The sequence below is a fragment of the Qipengyuania aquimaris genome (genome assembly GCF_009827445.1).
Classification (GTDB): Bacteria; Pseudomonadota; Alphaproteobacteria; order Sphingomonadales; family Sphingomonadaceae; genus Qipengyuania; species Qipengyuania aquimaris.
The window spans coordinates 450,910-468,605 of the sequence record NZ_WTYI01000001.1 but is presented as its reverse complement, the minus strand read 5'-3'; the positions used below and the strand labels follow the sequence as shown (position 1 = coordinate 468,605).

The 17,696-nt window shown below is 63.5% G+C and carries 21 protein-coding genes; 10 read left to right on the top strand and 11 right to left on the bottom strand.

Annotated elements, in window-relative coordinates; genetic code table 11:
* Positions 1-7: 7 nt before the first annotated feature.
* Positions 8-229 (top strand): hypothetical protein, encoded by a 222-nt coding sequence (locus GRI34_RS02300; protein WP_160594560.1) that lies wholly within the window; start codon positions 8-10, stop codon positions 227-229.
* Here GRI34_RS02300 and mutY read toward each other — a convergent pair.
* A complete protein-coding gene (gene mutY, locus GRI34_RS02295; protein WP_160594559.1) occupies positions 226-1,245 on the bottom strand; it encodes an A/G-specific adenine glycosylase in 1,020 nt (339 codons plus the stop codon). The genes GRI34_RS02300 and mutY overlap by 4 nt on opposite strands.
* 14 nt (positions 1,246-1,259) lie before the next feature.
* Here mutY and GRI34_RS02290 point away from each other — a divergent pair, with 14 nt between their 5' ends.
* From GRI34_RS02290 to GRI34_RS02270, 5 genes are all read left to right on the top strand, one after another.
* Positions 1,260-1,847 carry a DUF721 domain-containing protein gene (locus tag GRI34_RS02290; protein WP_160594558.1) on the top strand — a complete coding sequence of 196 codons (588 nt, stop codon included), beginning with the start codon at positions 1,260-1,262 and terminating at the stop codon, positions 1,845-1,847.
* On the top strand, positions 1,834-2,562 hold the full coding sequence (locus tag GRI34_RS02285; RefSeq protein WP_160594557.1) for a thioredoxin domain-containing protein: 729 nt from the start codon (positions 1,834-1,836) through the stop codon (positions 2,560-2,562). Before GRI34_RS02290 ends, GRI34_RS02285 begins: the two co-directional genes overlap by 14 nt.
* 114 nt (positions 2,563-2,676) lie before the next feature.
* On the top strand, positions 2,677-3,423 hold the full coding sequence (locus GRI34_RS02280; protein WP_160594556.1) for a thioredoxin domain-containing protein: 747 nt from the start codon (positions 2,677-2,679) through the stop codon (positions 3,421-3,423).
* Positions 3,424-3,453: 30 nt separating this feature from the next.
* Positions 3,454-6,876: a chromosome segregation protein SMC gene (gene smc / locus GRI34_RS02275; RefSeq protein WP_160594555.1), complete on the top strand. Its 3,423-nt coding sequence runs from the start codon at positions 3,454-3,456 to the stop codon at positions 6,874-6,876.
* Positions 6,877-6,919: 43 nt separating this feature from the next.
* Entirely contained in the window at positions 6,920-7,729 is an 810-nt protein-coding gene (locus tag GRI34_RS02270) for a class I SAM-dependent methyltransferase (RefSeq protein ID WP_160594554.1), read from the top strand.
* Here GRI34_RS02270 and GRI34_RS02265 read toward each other — a convergent pair.
* The 5 genes from GRI34_RS02265 to rpmF all read right to left on the bottom strand — a co-directional run bounded on the left by GRI34_RS02265 (position 7,712) and on the right by rpmF (position 10,718).
* On the bottom strand, positions 7,712-8,089 hold the full coding sequence (locus tag GRI34_RS02265) for a MerR family transcriptional regulator (protein WP_160594553.1): 378 nt from the start codon (positions 8,087-8,089) through the stop codon (positions 7,712-7,714). The two genes, GRI34_RS02270 and GRI34_RS02265, sit on opposite strands and share 18 nt — an antisense overlap.
* A gap of 16 nt (positions 8,090-8,105) precedes the next feature.
* Positions 8,106-8,405 carry an integration host factor subunit alpha gene (locus tag GRI34_RS02260; RefSeq protein ID WP_090482821.1) on the bottom strand — a complete coding sequence of 100 codons (300 nt, stop codon included), beginning with the start codon at positions 8,403-8,405 and terminating at the stop codon, positions 8,106-8,108.
* Between the two features lie 106 nt (positions 8,406-8,511).
* Positions 8,512-9,477, bottom strand: coding sequence for a beta-ketoacyl-ACP synthase III (locus tag GRI34_RS02255; protein ID WP_160594552.1), 966 nt, complete (start codon positions 9,475-9,477; stop codon positions 8,512-8,514).
* Positions 9,474-10,511 carry a phosphate acyltransferase PlsX gene (gene plsX, locus GRI34_RS02250; RefSeq protein ID WP_160594551.1) on the bottom strand — a complete coding sequence of 346 codons (1,038 nt, stop codon included), beginning with the start codon at positions 10,509-10,511 and terminating at the stop codon, positions 9,474-9,476. The genes GRI34_RS02255 and plsX overlap by 4 nt, the downstream gene beginning before the upstream one ends.
* Before the next feature lie 27 nt (positions 10,512-10,538).
* Complete coding sequence (rpmF, locus tag GRI34_RS02245; RefSeq protein WP_090482457.1) at positions 10,539-10,718, bottom strand: 50S ribosomal protein L32; 180 nt, start codon at positions 10,716-10,718, stop codon at positions 10,539-10,541.
* Positions 10,719-10,961: 243 nt separating this feature from the next.
* Here rpmF and GRI34_RS02240 point away from each other — a divergent pair, with 243 nt between their 5' ends.
* Complete coding sequence (locus GRI34_RS02240) at positions 10,962-11,360, top strand: MAPEG family protein (protein WP_199800098.1); 399 nt, start codon at positions 10,962-10,964, stop codon at positions 11,358-11,360.
* Positions 11,361-11,396: 36 nt separating this feature from the next.
* Here GRI34_RS02240 and GRI34_RS02235 read toward each other — a convergent pair whose 3' ends face one another.
* Positions 11,397-12,038, bottom strand: a complete 642-nt coding sequence (locus tag GRI34_RS02235) for an MBL fold metallo-hydrolase (protein ID WP_160596355.1) — start codon at positions 12,036-12,038, stop codon at positions 11,397-11,399.
* Between the two features lie 144 nt (positions 12,039-12,182).
* Between GRI34_RS02235 and GRI34_RS02230 the strand changes: the two genes are divergently transcribed.
* On the top strand, positions 12,183-13,124 hold the full coding sequence (locus tag GRI34_RS02230) for a hypothetical protein (RefSeq protein ID WP_160594550.1): 942 nt from the start codon (positions 12,183-12,185) through the stop codon (positions 13,122-13,124).
* A gap of 32 nt (positions 13,125-13,156) precedes the next feature.
* Here GRI34_RS02230 and GRI34_RS02225 read toward each other — a convergent pair whose 3' ends face one another.
* The gene (locus GRI34_RS02225; protein WP_160594549.1) at positions 13,157-13,798 is read right to left on the bottom strand and encodes a S24 family peptidase; all 642 of its coding nucleotides are present in this window, start codon (positions 13,796-13,798) and stop codon (positions 13,157-13,159) included.
* A 175-nt stretch (positions 13,799-13,973) separates the two neighbouring features.
* On the opposite strand from GRI34_RS02225, the gene GRI34_RS02220 reads away from it, so the two are divergent.
* Together GRI34_RS02220 and GRI34_RS02215 are read left to right on the top strand one after the other, a co-directional pair.
* On the top strand, positions 13,974-14,189 hold the full coding sequence (locus GRI34_RS02220; protein WP_160594548.1) for a hypothetical protein: 216 nt from the start codon (positions 13,974-13,976) through the stop codon (positions 14,187-14,189).
* Positions 14,179-14,538 (top strand): hypothetical protein, encoded by a 360-nt coding sequence (locus GRI34_RS02215; RefSeq protein WP_234028129.1) that lies wholly within the window; start codon positions 14,179-14,181, stop codon positions 14,536-14,538. Before GRI34_RS02220 ends, GRI34_RS02215 begins: the two co-directional genes overlap by 11 nt.
* Here the strand turns inward: GRI34_RS02215 and GRI34_RS02210 are convergent, their stop codons facing one another.
* Genes GRI34_RS02210 through GRI34_RS02200 form a run of 3 tightly spaced genes read right to left on the bottom strand, consistent with a single transcriptional unit; the run spans position 14,539 to position 17,664 of the window.
* A complete protein-coding gene (locus GRI34_RS02210) occupies positions 14,539-15,477 on the bottom strand; it encodes a D-2-hydroxyacid dehydrogenase (RefSeq protein ID WP_160594547.1) in 939 nt (312 codons plus the stop codon).
* 40 nt (positions 15,478-15,517) lie between these two features.
* Positions 15,518-16,963, bottom strand: a complete 1,446-nt coding sequence (gene cysS / locus GRI34_RS02205; RefSeq protein ID WP_160594546.1) for a cysteine--tRNA ligase — start codon at positions 16,961-16,963, stop codon at positions 15,518-15,520.
* 26 nt (positions 16,964-16,989) lie between these two features.
* Positions 16,990-17,664, bottom strand: a complete 675-nt coding sequence (locus tag GRI34_RS02200; RefSeq protein ID WP_160594545.1) for a nitroreductase — start codon at positions 17,662-17,664, stop codon at positions 16,990-16,992.
* Positions 17,665-17,696 lie beyond the last annotated feature (32 nt).

The following is a 17,696-nucleotide window of genomic DNA, read 5'->3' as shown; positions in this document are numbered from 1 at the left end:
AGGACACATGCTGAACCTTCTCTCATTCCTGTTCGGAATCGTCTCGCTCGTCATTGTCATCCCGGCCACCATTCCCTTGCTGGGCTGGGCCAACTGGCTCGCATTGCCGCTGATCGTAATCGGCATCATCGTCGGCCAGCTCTCGTCGAGCAATTTGGGCCGCAACTTCAACATCATCGTGCTGCTGATCGCGGCCCTGCGCCTGACGCTGGGCGGCGGCATTATCTAGGCAAGCGCCAGCCGCGCCGCCTTTGCAAACAGCGTCGGCAATCCCGCTTCGTCGAGCCTGTCGAGCGGCCACCATTCCCCTTCATCCAGGGGGTCGGAGGTCGCTTGCGTTTCGCACACCGCCAGTTCCAGCGCGAAATGTGTGAAGGTGTGCCGGACAAGCCCCAGATCGCGCCACGGGCCAGCGGTCGGAGCATTCTTGTGCCCGTCGCCCTTCGCCGACCATCCGTCATCGGGAAGCGCGCGCATTCCGCCAAGCATTCCCGTTCCAACACGGCGCACAAGCCAGACATGATCCTCTCTCGTGATCCAGTAAGCCTGCCCCTTCCTGACGGGCTTGGCCTTCTTCGGTGCCTTGACCGGATAGCGCGCCGGATCGCCGTTTTTCCGGCCCTCACACGACGCCGATAGTGGACACAGCAGGCACTTCGGATCGCGCGACGTGCAGATCGTCGCACCGAGATCCATCATCGCCTGGGCAAAATCACCCGCCCGGTTTTCAGGTGTGATCTCGTCAGTTCGCTCGCGAATGATCTTGCGGGAGGACGGCAACGGCTCCTCGATCGCGAAGAGCCGTGAAACCACTCTCTCGACATTGGCATCTACGACCACCGCACGCTTCCCGAACGCAATCGCGGCGACGGCGGCAGCCGTGTAGGCACCGAGGCCGGGCAGGTCGCGCAACTCGGTCTCGGAACTTGGGAAGCCGCCCATGGCGGCGACGGCGCGCGATGCCTTCACGAGGTTTCTCGCACGCGAATAATAGCCAAGCCCTGCCCACGCCGCCATGACGTCTTCTTCCGGTGCCGCCGCCAAATCCCGAACCGTTGGCCAGCGCTCGGTGAAAGCTTGGAAATAGGGCTTCACCGCGGCAACCGTCGTCTGTTGCAACATCACTTCGGAAAGCCAGACCCGATAGGGGTCGGTCGGCGGCGCACCGGGGCGCGCACGCCACGGCAGGTCGCGGGCGTGCGTGTCATACCATGCGAGAAGTGTGTCGGAGATGCTGGCGGCCACGCGCAGCCTATGGCATGAGCGCGGGCCTAATGGAAAGCGACAAGCCCAAATCCCCGAATAAGCCGGTCCAGCCGAAGAAACCGTCCGGCAAGGGCAAGGCGGGAAAGCCGTACGAACGGCCACGGGGCGGCCAGGCCAAGGCTATCTCCGATCTCATGCCGCAGATCGGGCGGCCCGCTTTCCGGCGCTTCGGCTTCGTCCAATCGTCCATCGTGAGCCGCTGGCCGGAGATAGTCGGCGATACGCATTCGCAGGTCTGCACGCCGGAAATGATCCGTTTCCCGCCGGGCGAGAAATCCGAAGGCATTCTGGAACTGGTCGTCAAACCCGCCCATGCCCCGTTGATCCAGCAGGTCCTGCCCGAGATCATCGACCGGGTGAACCGCTTCTTCGGCTATAAGGCAGTGGCGCGGATCAAGCTCCGGCAAGGTGCGGTTAAGCCGCCCGAGGCAAAGCAGAAGGCGAAAGCCCCGCCTTCGCTCAAGCCGATACCGATGGAACTCGGCGACAGTTTGCGCGATATCGGGGATCCTGAACTGCGTGCCGTGCTGGAATCGCTGGCGCGCGGGCTCGGATCGCAAGAAGAAGATGGAACCGACTGACGTGAAAACCCTTGCCAAATTCGCCGCGAGCGCCCTCGCCGCCGCTGCCGCATTTGCTTCGCTTCCCGCCGCTGCCCAGGACCTTCCGAACAGCAAACCGCGCGGAAACTGGAATACGGTCATCAACGAAGTCGACGGCGGCCATGTTCTCGGCAATCCCGATGCCGAAGCGCGGCTGGTCGAGTTCATGAGCTACACCTGTTCGCACTGTGCAGAGTTCACGAAAACCGGCGAAAGCGCGATCAAGCTGCTCTACGTGCCGAGCGGCAAAGTCTCTTACGAAGTGCGCCACCTGATCCGCGATCCGGTCGATCTGACCGCTGCCCTTGCGGCGCAATGCGGTGCGCCTGACAAGTTCTTCGCGAACCACACCGCATTGCTGATGAAGTACCCCGACTGGATGGCGAAGGCGCGAAGCATGACCCAGGCGCAAATGGCCCGCTGGAATTTCGGCAGCTTTGCAGCCCGCTCTCAAGCGATTGCCAGCGATCTCGACTTTTACGAGATCATGGAAACCCGCGGATACTCGCGCATAGCACTCGACGACTGCCTCAAGGATGAGAACAGGGCACGGGCCATTGCGGCGCAAAGCCAGGCAGATGTCGCAAAGTACGGGCTAAGAGGAACGCCGACCTTCATCATGGGCGGCGAGACGCTCGATGCGCATGACTGGCCTCGCCTCCAGCCCTATCTCGACGCGCTCTACAAGAAGTAGCTCTGCAACTTCATGGTTGCATTTGTCGGGGACAGCCCTGTGGACACCGCCTCTACAGCGCTTCACCCGGCACAAACCCTGGCTTAGCCTACCTGCCCACCAGAGAGGATTCCGATGAAAACCAGTTTGCGCCTTGCCGTTCTTGCACCATTCGCCCTTACGCTTGCAGCGTGTGGCGATACATCGGACGAGGCCGGCGCCGGTTCGCTCGAAGGTGATGCGATTGCTGCGATCCCCGCACCAGAAGGCACGAGCTGGCTTGAAGTAGCCAGCAAGACCGACAATGGCGGATTCGTTATCGGTAATCCCGATGCGCCGCTGAAGCTGGTGGAATTTGCCAGCCACACCTGCGGCGCGTGCGCCTACTTCGCGGAAAACGGCTCGGCACCGCTGCAGCAGGATTACGTCGATACCGGCGTGGTGAGCTATGAAATCCGTCCGCTGCTGCGCGATCCGCTCGACGTGACGATTTCGACGCTTGCGCAATGCGGCGCTCCGGAAAGCTTCCATGCCCTGTCCGACCAGGCCTGGGCTTCGCTCGGAACTTTCGGCGAAACGCTACAGGCGAACCCCGCCGCGTACGAAGGTGCCATGCAGGCAGCTCCGGAACAGCGCTTTCTCCAGCTCGCCCAGGCAGCCGGCCTTATCGATTTCTTCGCGGCACGCGGCCTGTCCGCAGACCAGGCCCGCACCTGCCTGACCGATGCGCAAGCGATCGAGACGATCGCGACCACATCGCGCACTGCCGCCGATGAACTGAACGTCACCGGCACGCCCACCTTCTTCCTCAACGGCCAGCGGCTCGACGGGAACCAGTGGGCGCAGATCGAGCCAATCCTGCAACGCGCCGGCGCCAGGTAAGGCCGGGGCTAGAGGGGGGACACGGCGACGATGCTCATAAAACAGCTCAGACTGAGCGGTTTCAAGAGCTTCGTCGAGCCGTCCACCCTGCGCATCGAACCCGGGCTGACCGGCGTGGTCGGCCCGAACGGGTGCGGTAAATCCAACCTCCTCGAAGCGATCCGCTGGGTGATGGGCGAAAACTCGCCAAAGTCGATGCGCTCGGGCGGGATGGAGGACGTCATCTTCGCCGGCACCGCCACGCGCCCGCCGCGCGACTTCGCCGAAGTCCAGCTCTCCGCCGAAAGCGACGATGGCGACGAACTGGAGGTCATCCGCCGCATCGAACGCGGGGCCGGCAGCGCGTACCGGGTCAACGGCAAGGACGTGCGCGCCAAGGACGTCGCCCTCACCTTCGCCGATGCCGCCACCGGTGCGCACTCCCCTGCCCTCGTCAGCCAGGGCAAGATCGCGCAGGTCATCGCGGCAAAGCCCGTCGAACGCCGCCAGATGCTCGAAGAGGCGGCCGGGATCGCGGGCCTCCATGTCCGTCGCAAGGATGCGGAGAGCAAGCTGCGCTCCACCGAAACCAACCTCGCGCGGCTCGAAGATCTCATGGCCGGGCTCGACAGCCAGATCGCCTCCCTGCGGCGGCAGGCAAAGCAGGCGGAACGCTACAAGAAACTTTCCGACCAGATCAAAACCGCAGAGGCGCGGCTGGTATTCGCCCGCTGGCGTGATGCTGCCTCTGAAGCCGAAGAGGCCAAGAAGGCCGCTGCCGCAGCCGACGCGCGGGTGACAGAAGCGCAGAAGGCTGCCGATGAAGCCCAAAAGGCACAGCGCGCGGCTGCCGAGGCTTTGGCCGAAGCGCGCGAGGAACAGGCCGACCGCCGCGACGATGCGAGCGCGCACGGCCACCGCATGGCCGCCCTCACCAGCCAGCTCGAGGCTGCCGAACAGCGCCTTGCCGACCTCGACCGCCAGAAACAGCGGCTGGAAGAAGATCGCGGTGATGCCGACCGCATGACCAAGGACGCGGCAGAAGCGCTCGCGCGACTGGAGAAGGAACTCGCAAACAGCGAGAAGGACCTCGCCGCCAACGAGGATCGCCGCCCGTCTCTCGTCGCGCAGAGCGAAGATGCCGAACGCGCCAGCCGCACAGCGGAACTCGCCCTTGCCAAGGCCACCGCCGATAATGCCGGTGTCGAGGCCGAATGGCGCGTCGTCGAGGCCGAAATCTCGCAGGCCCGGATGCGGCTCGAACGGGTCGAGGCGGAAGGCCGCCGCATGACCGAACAGCGCCAGGCGCTCGCCGGAGAAGATGTCGATGGCGCGCTTGAAAGCGCCACGGCCGCCGCCGAGGAGGCAGCCAGGTCCCTGGCAGACAAGCGTGCGGCGATCGAAACCATGCAGGCCCGCAAGAGCGAGCTTCAGGCATCGCGCGACGAAGCATCGAGCGCACTCTCTTCCGCCAAGGCCGAGCTGTCCGGCATCCAGCGCGAACACGATGCCCTCCTCCGCGACCGCGAAGCACGCGAGCGCGCAGCCGCCAAGCGATCGGGCCGCAAACAGGCCATCGACGGCGTGCGCGCGGCCAAGGGCTATGAACGGGCGGCAGCAGCCGCTCTGGGCCGCGACGGCAAGGCGCTGCTTGGCCTGCCGGACGAAGGGGCGGAAGGGCGCTATTGGACCGGCGCAGACGCCCCGCAAGCGGTGGCAGACAGCCTCGCTGACCACCTCGACCAGTGCCCCGACGAATTGCGCGCGCGGCTCGCGCTCGTCCATGTCGCGGACAGCGACGACGGGCGCACGCTCGCCCCCGGCGAGAGCCTCGTCACCCGCGATGGCCACCTTCGCCGGTGGGACGGCCTTGTCGTTCGAGGCGAAGGCGCAGCGGAGGCAGCCCGGCTGGAAGCGGACAATCGCTTCGCCGAGCTGGCGCAGCAGCTCCCCGCGCTACAATCGGCGGTTTCGACCGCGCAGGTTGATGAAGCCCGCGCGAGCGACGAATTGGGTACACTGCAACGGGACCTGATAGCCGCCGATCGCGAACTCGCCGCGACTGCCGATGCGGAACGGCAAGCGCTGCGCGCCCTCGACCAGGCTGAGGCCGCACGCGAACGCATTGCCGCTCGGCTGGAAGAGCTGGAACGCGCCGAAAGCGAACACAGCGAATTGCTTTCCGCTGCACAGTCGGAGCTGGAGGCAGCGCAGGCCAAGCAAGCCGCCCTACCGGATCCCGAAGCCGGTCGCGCCTCGCTCGATGCTGCGCGGGCGAAAAATGAGGCCGCCCGCTCCACCCTGCAGGCGCGCGCGGCAGAACTTGCCGCTCATGACCAGTCGCTTGCCGTCGCACGCGAACGCACGGCGGCGCAGCGCAGCGACATGGCCAACTGGCAGGCCCGCTCGGGCGAGGCGACGCGCCGCCTTTCGGACATGGCCCGCAGGTTCGAAGAGATCGAGGAAGAGCGCGCGGTCTTCGCCGCCAAGCCCGAAGGGCTGATGCGCGAGATCGAACAGGGCGACCAGGTCCGAGAACGCCTCGGCACCGAATTGGCCAAAGCGGAAGCCGCCGTCGCCGAGGCGAACGAGCTCGCCGCAGATGCCGACCGCGCCTTTGCCTCCGCCAACGAGGCACTGGCGGCTGCCCGCGAAAATCGTGCCGGCCTGTCCGAACGGGCAGAGAATCAGGACGGCCGCAGGATCGAGATGGCGCGGATTTCGGGCGAACGCTTCCAGTCGCCCCCACCCCTCCTGCCGGCGAAGTTCGAGTTCGAGGAATCCGAGGTCAAGTCGGCGGACCAGGAAGGCGAGGAGATGGATCGCCTCACCGCCAGCCGCGAGCGTATCGGGCCCGTGAACCTCGTCGCGGCCGAAGAGCTCGAAAAGATCGAGAGCGAGCACGGTTCGAACGCGGCCGAGCAGGAAGAACTGCGCGAGGCCGTCAATCGCCTGCGCGGCTCGATCGGCAGCCTTAATCGCGAAGGGCGCGAGCGGCTACGCGAGGCGTTCGAGCAGGTGAACGACCACTTCAAGCGTCTCTTCACGCGCCTGTTCGAAGGCGGGGAAGCGCATCTTGCGCTGATCGACAGCGACGATCCGCTCGAAGCCGGCCTCGAGATTTTCGCCCAGCCGCCGGGCAAGCGGCTCCAGTCGCTCACCCTGCTATCAGGCGGGGAGCAGGCGCTGACCGCCACCGCGCTGATCTTCGCGCTGTTCCTGACGAACCCCGCCCCGATCTGCGTGCTCGACGAAGTCGACGCGCCGCTCGACGATGCCAACATCGACCGCTTCTGCGACCTGCTCGACGCAATGGTGCGTGAAACCAACACGCGTTACCTGATCGTCACGCACAACGCCGTGACGATGAGCCGGATGCATCGCCTTTTCGGTGTCACGATGATTGAGAAGGGCATCAGTCGCCTCGTCAGCGTCGACCTAGGCGGCGCGGAAGAACTTCTGGCCGCGGAATAGCGTGTCGGATAATCCCGCTGCGTGGTGCGGCGGGGGATCAATGATGACGCAACGGACAGGTGATGGCAGTGCGGGCGATGTCGATTACGGCGACATCGGAGGAACCTATGCCCAATTCCGCCAACCGGACCCGATAATCGAAGCGCAAATCCACCGCGCGCTTGGCGATGCAAAGACCGTCTTGAATGTCGGCGCAGGAGCCGGGTCCTACGAGACGACCGATCGTGAGGTCACGGCAGTCGAACCGTCGCGTTCCATGCGGGCACAGCGTCCTGCACATCTAGTAGAGGCGATCGATGCCACGGCGGAAGACCTGCCCTTTCCCGACAAATCCTTCGATGCCTCGATGGCGAGCGTTACCGTCCACCAGTGGAGCGATCTCGAAGAAGGCCTGTCGGAAATGCGCCGGGTCACGATCGGCCCGGTCGTCCTCTTGGTGTGCGATCCGGAGCTGATGCACGACTACTGGCTGAGCGATTACATTCCCGAAGTGCGCGCCGTCGAAGCAGCGCGCTTCCCGCGGATTTCGAGGATCGTGGACGCCTTGGGAGGCAATGTGGAAGTCCAGCCCGTCCCCGTGCCGCTGGACTGCAGCGATGGCTTCAATGAAGCCTATTACGGACGGCCCGAGCGCTTCCTTAATCCAGCCGCGCGGCTCGCATGTTCCAGCTGGAGCTTGGTTTCGGACGAGGCAGTCGACCGGTTCGTCACGGCCCTTTCCGATGATCTGGAAAGCGGCGAGTGGGATCGCAAATACGGGCATTTGCGCACGCAGCCGTTCTTCGACGGGCCGCTGCGCATGGTCATCGGCAGGCCGGATAATGAGGGTCTTGGCTTAGCCCGCGGCCTCTAATGCTGTACGAAGGTCGTTCCTTAGCGCCTTCAGGCGAGGAAGGTAGATTGCCGCGGCGTCGCCGGGATTGGGAACGCTCGTTTCCTGAGCGGCAGCCTGCTGGTCAGGCACGCCGCGCAGCGCGGATTTCGCGCCCTTGAGCGTATAACCTTCCTTGTTAACGAGTCGGTCGATCCGTTCGACCAGTGCGACGTCTTCGGCCCGGTAGTACCGGCGCCCGCCACTGCGTTTCAGGGGCTTGAGGCTGGGGAACTGCTGCTCCCAGTAGCGTAGGACATGGGTCTTGATGCCCGTCGCGCGCGCTACTTCACCGATGGTGCGCAGCGCACCTTCCTCCTTGTGATCGTCGAATTCGGCCATGCGATCCCCTTAGCAGTTAGCCGTTGGCGACGCGATCCTTCAGCAGCTGGCTTGCCCGGAAAGTCATGACGCGGCGCGGCGTGATGGGCACTTCTACGCCGGTTTTGGGGTTGCGGCCAATACGCTCTTTCTTGTCGCGCAGAACGAAGCTGCCGAAACCGGAAATCTTGACGTTCTCACCCTGGATCAGGGCCTGCGACATCTTGTCGAGCACCTGTTCCACCAGATCGAGCGACTCGGCCCTGCTCAGGCCCATCTTCCGATTGATAGTTTCAGCCAGATCGGCACGGGTCAAAGTTCCCACCGAGCGCATCATGTCCATTTCTCACTCTCCCCAGTCGCGACCCTGGGTCCGATTTAGAAATGGCAACATACTGTATTCAGTAGTGTTTTACAACCGAATGCGTCATTTGTTTATGAGCTTACATGCGGGCGAGCGAAGCACCCCAGGTGAAGCCGCCGCCCATGGCTTCGAACATGACGAGATCGCCCTGTTTTATCCGGCCGTCCCGGCGCGCAACATCGAACGCCAGCGGGACCGAAGCAGCCGAGGTATTGGCGTGCTTGTCGACCGTGACGATCACCTTCTCTGCCGGCAGATTGAGCTTGCGCGCGGTCGCATCAAGGATGCGGGCATTGGCCTGATGCGGCACGACCCAGTCGATTTCTTCGGCAGAAATCCCCGTATTTCCAATTACTTCCCGCAAGACATCGGCTAGGTTGACCACTGCGTGGCGGAACACTTCGCGTCCCTTCATCCGCAGCTTGCCAACCTCTCCGGTCGTCGATGGACCGCCATCGACATAGAGCAATTCGCGATGCGCGCCGTCGGCATGCAGCTTGGTCGACAGGATGCCGGGTCCGTCCTCCTCCACATCGCGCGCTTCGAGCACTACTGCCCCCGCGCCATCGCCGAAAAGGACGCAGGTGGTGCGGTCTTCCCAGTCGAGAATGCGGCTGAAAGTCTCTGCGCCGATCACCAGCGCCTTGGTTGCCATGCCGGTGCGCAGCATCGAGTCGGCGGTGGCCAGAGCGTAGAGGAAGCCCGAACACACGGCCTGCACATCGAAGGCCACGCCCCCGCCGCAGCCCAGTGCATGCTGGACCTGTGTGGCGGTTGCCGGGAAGGTGTGATCGGGCGTCGCGGTCGCCAGAACGATCAGGCCGATCTCGCTCGCATCGACGCCTGCGTTTTCAAGGGCGTTGCGGGCGGCTTGCGTCGCCAGGGTAGACGTCGTCTCGCCCTCGCCCGCGATATAGCGCTGGCGGATACCGGTGCGTTCCACGATCCATTCGTCGCTGGTGTCGACGCGCTCGGCCATTTCGGCATTGGTCACACAGTTGGCGGGAAGCGCGCTGCCGCTGCCGGTGATGACCGAACGGATCATTTCGCGGCGAATCCTTCGCTGCCCACCTCGCCAAGATCCTTGCGGATGCGGTTGAGGATGTCGTCCTCGAGCAGGCGTGCGGCGACCTCCACGGCATTGGCAACGCCGGTGGCGTCCGCGCTGCCGTGACTTTTCACGACCACGCCGTTGAGGCCGAGGAAGACCGCCCCGTTGTGGTTGTTCGGGTCGAGATGATGCTTGAGCAGCTCGGTCGCAGGGCGCGACACGAGGAAGCCCACCTTGGAGCGGATCGAGCTGGTGAAAGCCCGGCGCAGCAGGTCGGTCACGAAACGCGCCGTTCCCTCGATCGCCTTCAGCGCGATATTGCCGGAAAACCCGTCGCAAACGACCACATCGCATTCGCCGCGGTTGATCTTGTCCGCTTCGACATAGCCTTCGAACTCCATGTCGAGGCCGGTAGCCCCGCGCAGGATTTCGGCTGCGTTCTGGATGTCTTCGGTGCCCTTGGTTTCTTCCGTGCCGATATTGAGCAGGCGCGTACGCGGGCGTTCGCGTCCGGTCACGATACGCGAATAGGCCGCGCCCATGATGGCGAACTGCACGAGGTTGCGCGCGTCGCATTCGCGGTTCGCACCAAGGTCGAGCATGATGACGTCGTTGTCGCCCAGCGTCGGCAACAGCGCTGCAAGGGCGGGCCGGTCGAGACCTGGCATGGTGCGCAAGGCAAGCTTGCTCATCGCCATCAGCGCGCCGGTGTTTCCGGCAGAGACGGCTGCGCCAGCCTCGCCGCGCTTAACGGCGTCGACAGCCAGGCCCATGCTGGTCGTCTTCGCACGGCGCAGGGCCTTGGAAGGCTTTTCGTCGCCCTCGACCACATCTTCGCAATGCAGGATTTCGGAAGCGCCCGACATCCCCGGGTGATCGGCAAGCGCATTCTTGATGCGCTCTTCATCGCCGACCAGCAGGAACTTGAATCGATCGTGGCGGCGCCGCGCCATCGCGGCACCGTCGATCATGGTGCGCACGCCTTCGTCGCCGCCCATCGCGTCAATAGCGATACGCGGCAAACTCATGACGATCTCCGGCTTACGGTGACGGTCTTAGAGACCGACGGCGATGACTTCGCGCCCGTTGTAGAAACCGCAATGCGGGCAAAGGTTGTGCGGACGCTTGAGTTCACCGCAGTTCGAGCACTCGTGATGAGCTTCGACCTTGAGCGAATCGTGCGCACGACGGTTGCCGCGGCGGTGGGGCGATACTTTCCTCTTGGGGACGGCCATGGCGGCACCTGTTCCTCAAACAATTACAATCAATTTCGGTGGCCGCCCTAGTGGAAGGTCCGGCAACGCACAAGTGCGCTTAAACCCGAAACTTCTCGACCATGACGGTGAAGGCGCGCGCTATAGCGAATTTTCGCCTCAGTGCAAGCGCTGTGCGTTGTCACCGACTACACATTGCATGGCCCGGCCCTTGCCTATAGCTCGAGATGGGGTTCGCGAGAGAAATCACAAGGGAGGGATCGTATGGGTTTGTTTCTACCTGTCACTCTGACAGCAGCGGCTGCCGCAGCACTTATCAACCTGTGGCTGGCGGTGCGCGTCGGCCAGATGCGCGGTGTAACCAAGACAATTCACGGCGACGACGGAGGCGGTCCGCTGACCCGCCGGATGCGCGCGCAGCTCAACTTCGTGGAGAACACGCCCTTTGTGCTCATCCTTATCGCTGCGATCGAAATCAGCGGCAAGGGCGCGCCATGGCTCGCCTGGGTGGCCGGGATCTACATGCTGGGCCGCGTCGCGCACGGCATGGGCATGGATGCGGAAACCGGCACCAAGCCGCGCATGATCGGCACTCTGATCACCATGCTTACCCTTCTGGGGCTCGCGGTGATGGCCACGCTGATTGCGATGCGGGTAATCTAAGGAACGTGCGGGCCGGGCGCGTGTCCGGCCCGCTTCTCACGCAAGCGCCGCGTCGCTCACAAAGGCGTTGGTCTTGCGCTCCTGACCGAAAGTGCTGGTCGGGCCGTGACCCGGGATGAACGTCACGTCGTCGCCCAGCGGCCAGAGTTTCTTCGTTATCGCGTCGATCAGGTCCTGGTGGTTGCCCATGGGGAAATCTGTGCGTCCAATGCTGCCCTGGAACAGGACGTCGCCGACGATGGCGAACTTGCTGGGCCGGTTGAAAAAGACCACGTGGCCGGGCGTGTGCCCCGGGCAGTGGATGACTTCGAGTTCCAGTTCGCCAACCGTGACGGTGTCCCCATCCTCCAGCCAGCGGTCCGGTTCGAAAACCTGGCTGTTCATCCCGTAGCGCGCGCCGTCTTCCTCCAGTCGGCTGATCCAGAACCGGTCGGCCTCCTGCGGGCCTTCGATCGGCAGGCCGAGCTCCTTGGCCAGCACGCCCGCTTCGCCGCAATGGTCCATATGGCCATGCGTGATGAGGATCTTTTCCAGTTCCACCCCGGTCTTGGCGACCGCGGCCTTGAGCTTGTCGAGATCCCCGCCCGGATCGATCAGGGCACCCTTGTTCGTCCTCGTGCACCAGATCAGCGAGCAGTTCTGCTGGAGCGGCGTTACCGGGACGATACCGGCTTTCATCGGGGGCTGATTGGGCGTGTCGGTCATAATGGCGAGATGGCTGTAGCGGGCACCGAATGCAAGTTCGGGAGTGCGCCGGGTTAGGCGCGTGATTTGCCAGACTTGCATATCCCTGCTTTCCTTCCCGACTTCGGGGGGGCTGAAATGGGGGACCTTATGAAGAATGCAGCGATCGCAGCGATACTGGCGGTGTCAGTGGCGGGTTGCTCGCCCGAAGCGGCCGAAACGGCCCAGCCGGCGACAAACCTTCTCGAGCTTGAAGTACAGGGCATGGCCTTTACCGGGCCGGACACAATCAAGTCCGGCTGGACGACTATCCGCGTCGTGAACAATAGCGGAATGACCCATCACGCCCTCGTCTACCGCCTGCCCGATGGGATCACCGCTCACATGGTGGACGAACAGGTCGTCGTGCCCATCCAACAAAGCCTTACGGCAGCGATCGAAGGAGACATGGAAAAGGCGGCCGCAATCGCGTCGACCATGCCGGCCTGGGTCGGCGACCTGACCTGGCTAGGCGGTCCGGGGATGATGTCCGACGGGATCACCGGGGAAGCCACCATGTACCTGGAACCGGGGAATTACCTCGTCGAGTGCTACGTAAAGACCAACGGCGTGCAGCACAATTACAACCCCGTACCCGGCGAACTCGGGATGGTTTTCCCGCTGACGGTCCTTGAAGAGGAAGGCGGCATGGCGGAGCCGGAGGCGAACGTTACGCTGACGTTGACCAATCGAGGATACGAGATTTCCGACGGCGCTTTCAAACCCGGAGACAATTCGGTGAGGGTACGATTTGCCGAACAGCAATTGTACAACAACTTCGTCGGCCACGATGCGCATGTCTTCCGGATCGAGCAGGATACGGATGTCGGTGCCGCAACAAGGTGGCCGGATTTCTTCCCGGTCGACGGCCAGCAAACCCCTGCCCCGGCGCGCTTCGTCGGGGGTATTCACGACATGCCGCAGGGCGCGATCGGCTACTTCAAGCTTGCATTGGAGCCCGGTGATTACGGTATCACGGCGGAAATCCCAGATGCCGAGGAGAAAGGGTTTTTCAAACGGATTACGATTGCGGCCGATTGAGAGCGGCTATCGTCACCACGCCGCAAATCATTTCAAACCCTGCCGCCCTTCCATACGACGCGTCCGATTACCTCGACCTCGTCGCGGGCGAGTTCGATGGGTGCATAGGCGTCATTCGCGCTGATCAAGGTGATGCGCCCAGGCGCGCTGGCCTGCACCTGTTTGACGTGCAGCACGTCGCCGATGCGAACTACATGGATTCCCTCGCCCGCGCGCTTGTTGCGGTCGACGAAGATCTCGTCCCCGCTGCGAAGGGTCGGCTCCATACTGTCGCCTTCCACGCGGATCGCGGAAAGATCGGCGCCCTCCAGACCCATCTCGCGCAGCCAGCGGCGCGAAAAGCGGAAGCTGTCGAAGGATATTTCCTCTGCGGAAACCGCGCCAGGTCCCGCCGACGCGTCGAGAGCAAGGCGGGGCACGGCCAGAAAGTCGTCTGATTCGCGTGGCCGGGCAAGGTCCGGATCCGCCCCCAATTCCACTTCGCCCACGCCGAAGAATTCCGCCAGCTTGCGCCGGTCCTGTTCCTCCAGCCTGCGCGGGCTGCCCTTGCGCACGAATTGCTGCAAGTAACTGGGGTTACGGCCCAACATCGACGAAAGGGCCGACAGGCTTGTCCTGTTCGATTCCGCCAGTTCGACCAGTCGCGCCCGATCCGCGCTGAGTTTTTCCGCCATCCTTAACTCCTTGCCAACTCTCGTGATTGGCACAAATCCGCGCTTCCCGAAGAACTCGCCAGAGAAAATTCCTATAGCATAGGATTTTTCCTAGACAAGTAGGATTTCGGCTGGAACGAATAGAGAACACGGCGAGCGATTCGTCAATCCGGACAGCCAAAGGGGAGCACCGCACATGCTGATTCGATCCATCGAGAAGTTCCTTCGCACCCACGAGATGCCGCCGACGAAGTTCGGGCGCCTCGCGGCACACGATCCCCGCTTCGTCCTGGACCTCAGGATGGGACGCGAGCCGCGGAGCGGGACCGAAGCGCGCATTCGCGGGTTCATGATGGGTTTCGAGGCCGGGCGCGGAGAAGCTCTTACGCAGGAGGCAACGCATGTCGGTTGAATGCAAACCTCCCCGCACAAAGCCCGTGCGTCCGCGCCGCAGTTCGGGCGACCGCCTGCGAGACGCCCTGATCGCGCTTGGCGAGCACCAGGGGCAAGTTCTGACGCACACGGAGAAAGCGTGGGCGAGCATTACCTTCGCAGGCACGCGGCACAGCCTCTCCATCCTCTTTGCTGGCGAGAATGCGGTCGAAGCGGGCGAGCGTTTCATCGCCGCCCTGCCCGACCATGAATTCATGCTCGCCGGACAGCTGGTCGCCGATGCCGGGGTGAGCGAGGTCGATCACCGGATCATGCCCGACCCGCGGCTGGTGGTTCAGTGCGAGCTGCTCCTGCTCGAAGACGCCTGATCAGTAACCGGCGGCAAGGTCCATCTGCGGGCTGACCGGTTCACCCTTGTGCCATCGTTCGAGATTCTCGACGAACCTGTCGGCGCTGCGCTGGAACATTTTGGTCTGCGCGCGGCCCGACAGGTGCATGGTCACCTGCGCATTTTCGAGATCCCACAACGGGTGATCTTCAGGCAGTGGCTCGGGGTCGGTCACGTCGAGCAAGGCTGCCTCGATTTTCTTCGCCTGTAGCGCTTCGACCAACGCATCCTGTTCGACCACGTCGCCGCGCGCGATGTTCACGAGCACGGTATTGGGGCGCATGGCCGCGAGTTCCGATGCGCCGATCATGCCCTTGGTTTCGTCGGTGGACGGCACTGCCAGGATTACCCAATCGAACTCGCCCAGCTTCTCGCGCCATTCGCCGGGGCGCAGGTTCCCTTCCCCGCCCGATCGACGCACCGGCACAACCGTCATGTCGAACGCCTCGAGCCGGGTCTTGATAAGCCCGCCGATCGCGCCGAGGCCGAGCAGGAGCACGCGCTCGCCCGAAAGCTCGCGCTTGCCGGGGCTGTCGAGCAGCCAGTCGTGCCGCTCCTGCGCGCGCACCACCTCGCGGTACCCCTTGGCATGGGCGAGCATCAGCATGACGACATATTCGGCGATTGTTATGGCGTTGATGCCGACACCGTTCGTGACCGTGACCCCGCGCTCCTGCAGGAGGTCCAGCGGCATGAAGTCGAGGCCCGCGTAGATCGAGTTCAGCCATTTGAGATTGGTCGCGGCCTCCGCGATCTCGATCATCGGCTCTTTCTCGTTGAGGTCGAACCAGCCGATTTCCGCCTCCGGCGCCATTTCCAGCGCCTGTTCCTTGGTCATGAACCATAGCGGCTCAACCCAATCGGGCAGGCGCGGCTCCACCAGCGGGCGGATCAGTGCGGACATCACGGCTTTTGTCATCGGGGGACTCTCCTCTTGCCGATAAGTCCCTAACCGCAACTTAGCCCAGCTTCCACTCCCAGCCGAGCGGATCGCCGTCCATCACCTCGACGCCCTTGTCGGCGAGACTGGCGCGGATGGCATCGGAAGTCGCATAATCCTTCGCGACCTTGGCTTCCTTGCGGCGGATGAGCTCCGCTTCGATTTCGGCCTCGGTTATTTCGGCCGAGGCAGGACGGATGCGAAGGTCTGCGCGAGAGAGATCGAACAGGTCGAGGCCGAGCACGCGGTCCATGTCCTCGATCACGGCGCGCTTCACCCCGCCGTCGACCTTCTTGACTGCCAACGCCTCTTCAAGCGCCACCAGCGCGACGGAGGTGTTGAGATCATCGGAGATCGCGCTCGCAAATTTCTCACGCATCGGTGCGAACTTTTGGTGCGAGGGGTCGCCCGCCGCTTCGTCCTTCAGCCGCTCCACAGCCATCACGATCCGTTTGAGGCGGGTGAGCGCCGCGCCCAGCCCCTCCCAGCTGAACTCCAGCTCGCTGCGGTAATGCGCCTGCAGGCACATCATGCGATAGGCGAGCGGGTGGTAGCCTTTATCGACCAGCAGTTGCAGGCGCAGGAACTCGCCGGAGCTCTTGGACATCTTCCCCGACCGTTCGACGAGGAAATTGTTGTGCATCCAGATACGCGCGCCGCTGTTCTCGGCATTGTCGAGGCCGTTGGTGCAGCAATAGGCCTGGTTCTGCGCGATCTCGTTCGGGTGGTGGATCTCGCGGTGATCGATCCCGCCGGTGTGAATGTCGAAGGGGAAGCCAAGCAGGGCCTCACCCATGACCGAGCATTCGAGGTGCCAGCCGGGCGCGCCCTTTCCCCACGGGCTGTCCCATTCCATCTGCCGCGTCTCGCCATCGGGAGTTTTCCGCCAGATGGCGAAGTCGGCTGCGTTCCGCTTACCCTCGACGGCATTGATACGGCCTTCGCCTTCCTCCGTAACCGCGCGAGCAAGGCGGCCGTAATCGTCGACGGTGGAGACGTCGAAATAGAGGCCGCTGTCGAGTTCGTAGCAGTGCTTGTCGGCGATCCGCTTGCCCCACTCGATCATCGGCTCGACATATTCGGTGGCGCGCGGGTGCTGTTTGCCGGTGATGTTCAGCCGGGCAAGGTCGCGCTCGAAATCTTCCTGGTAGAATTTGGCGATATCCCAGGCGGACTTGCCAGCCTTGGCCGCCATCTTCTCCATCTTGTCCTCGCCCTCGTCCGCATCGGAGGTGAGGTGGCCGACATCGGTGATGTTGATCACATGGGTGAGGTCATAGCCCTTCCAGCGCAGCACGCGGCCCAGCGTGTCGGAAAACACGTAGGCGCGCATATTGCCGATATGCTGGTAATTGTAGACCGTCGGACCGCAGGAATAGACGCGCGCTTCGCCCGGGTGGACGGGGGTGAAAGTCTCGATTTCGCGAGTGAGCGAGTTGAACAGCTTGAGCGGCGTTTCGGTCATGCGCAGGCCATTAGGTGCGCGGGAGGCTACTGCCAACCCTCCCAGCGCACGGATTCGTCGAGGGCTGCGCGTTTCACATCGAACTGGTTCACCGGAGCATCCGGATCGCGATAGCCGATGGCCATGCCGCAGAAGAAGATGTGGTCTTCGGGAATGTCGACCATCTCGCGGACCTGCGGGCTGTAGGCAGCCCAGGCTTCCTGCGCGCAGCTATCGAGCCCTTCCTCGCGCAGCAGCAGCATGATCGTCTGCAGCCACATGCCGATATCGCTCCATTGTGGCGGGCCCATATACTTGGGCGTGTGGACCAGCATCAGCACCGGCGCGCCGAATGCGCGGAAGTTATTGGCGAACCACATGAGGCGCTTGGCCTTGTCCTCGCGGCTGATATCCAGCGCCGCGTACATATCCTCGCCCACGCCGAAGCGGCGCTCCTCGTAAACCCCATCGAGGCCCTTGGGATAGATATCGTATTCAGGCTTCAGCGCCGCGCGCCCCTTGGGAAATTCCTGCGCCACCCGGTCGAACAGCGCCTGCATCGGTTCGCCGGTGAGGATGACGGCATTCCACGGCTGGACATTGCCGCCCGAGGGCGAACGCTGCGCCTTTTCGAGTACGCGGGTGAGAGTGTCGCGATCGACCGGCTGGTCGGTAAAGGCGCGGACGGACCGGCGTGACTGGACGGCTTCAGATACATTCATTCCCGGGACCTAACATGCGCTGATCGATTGGC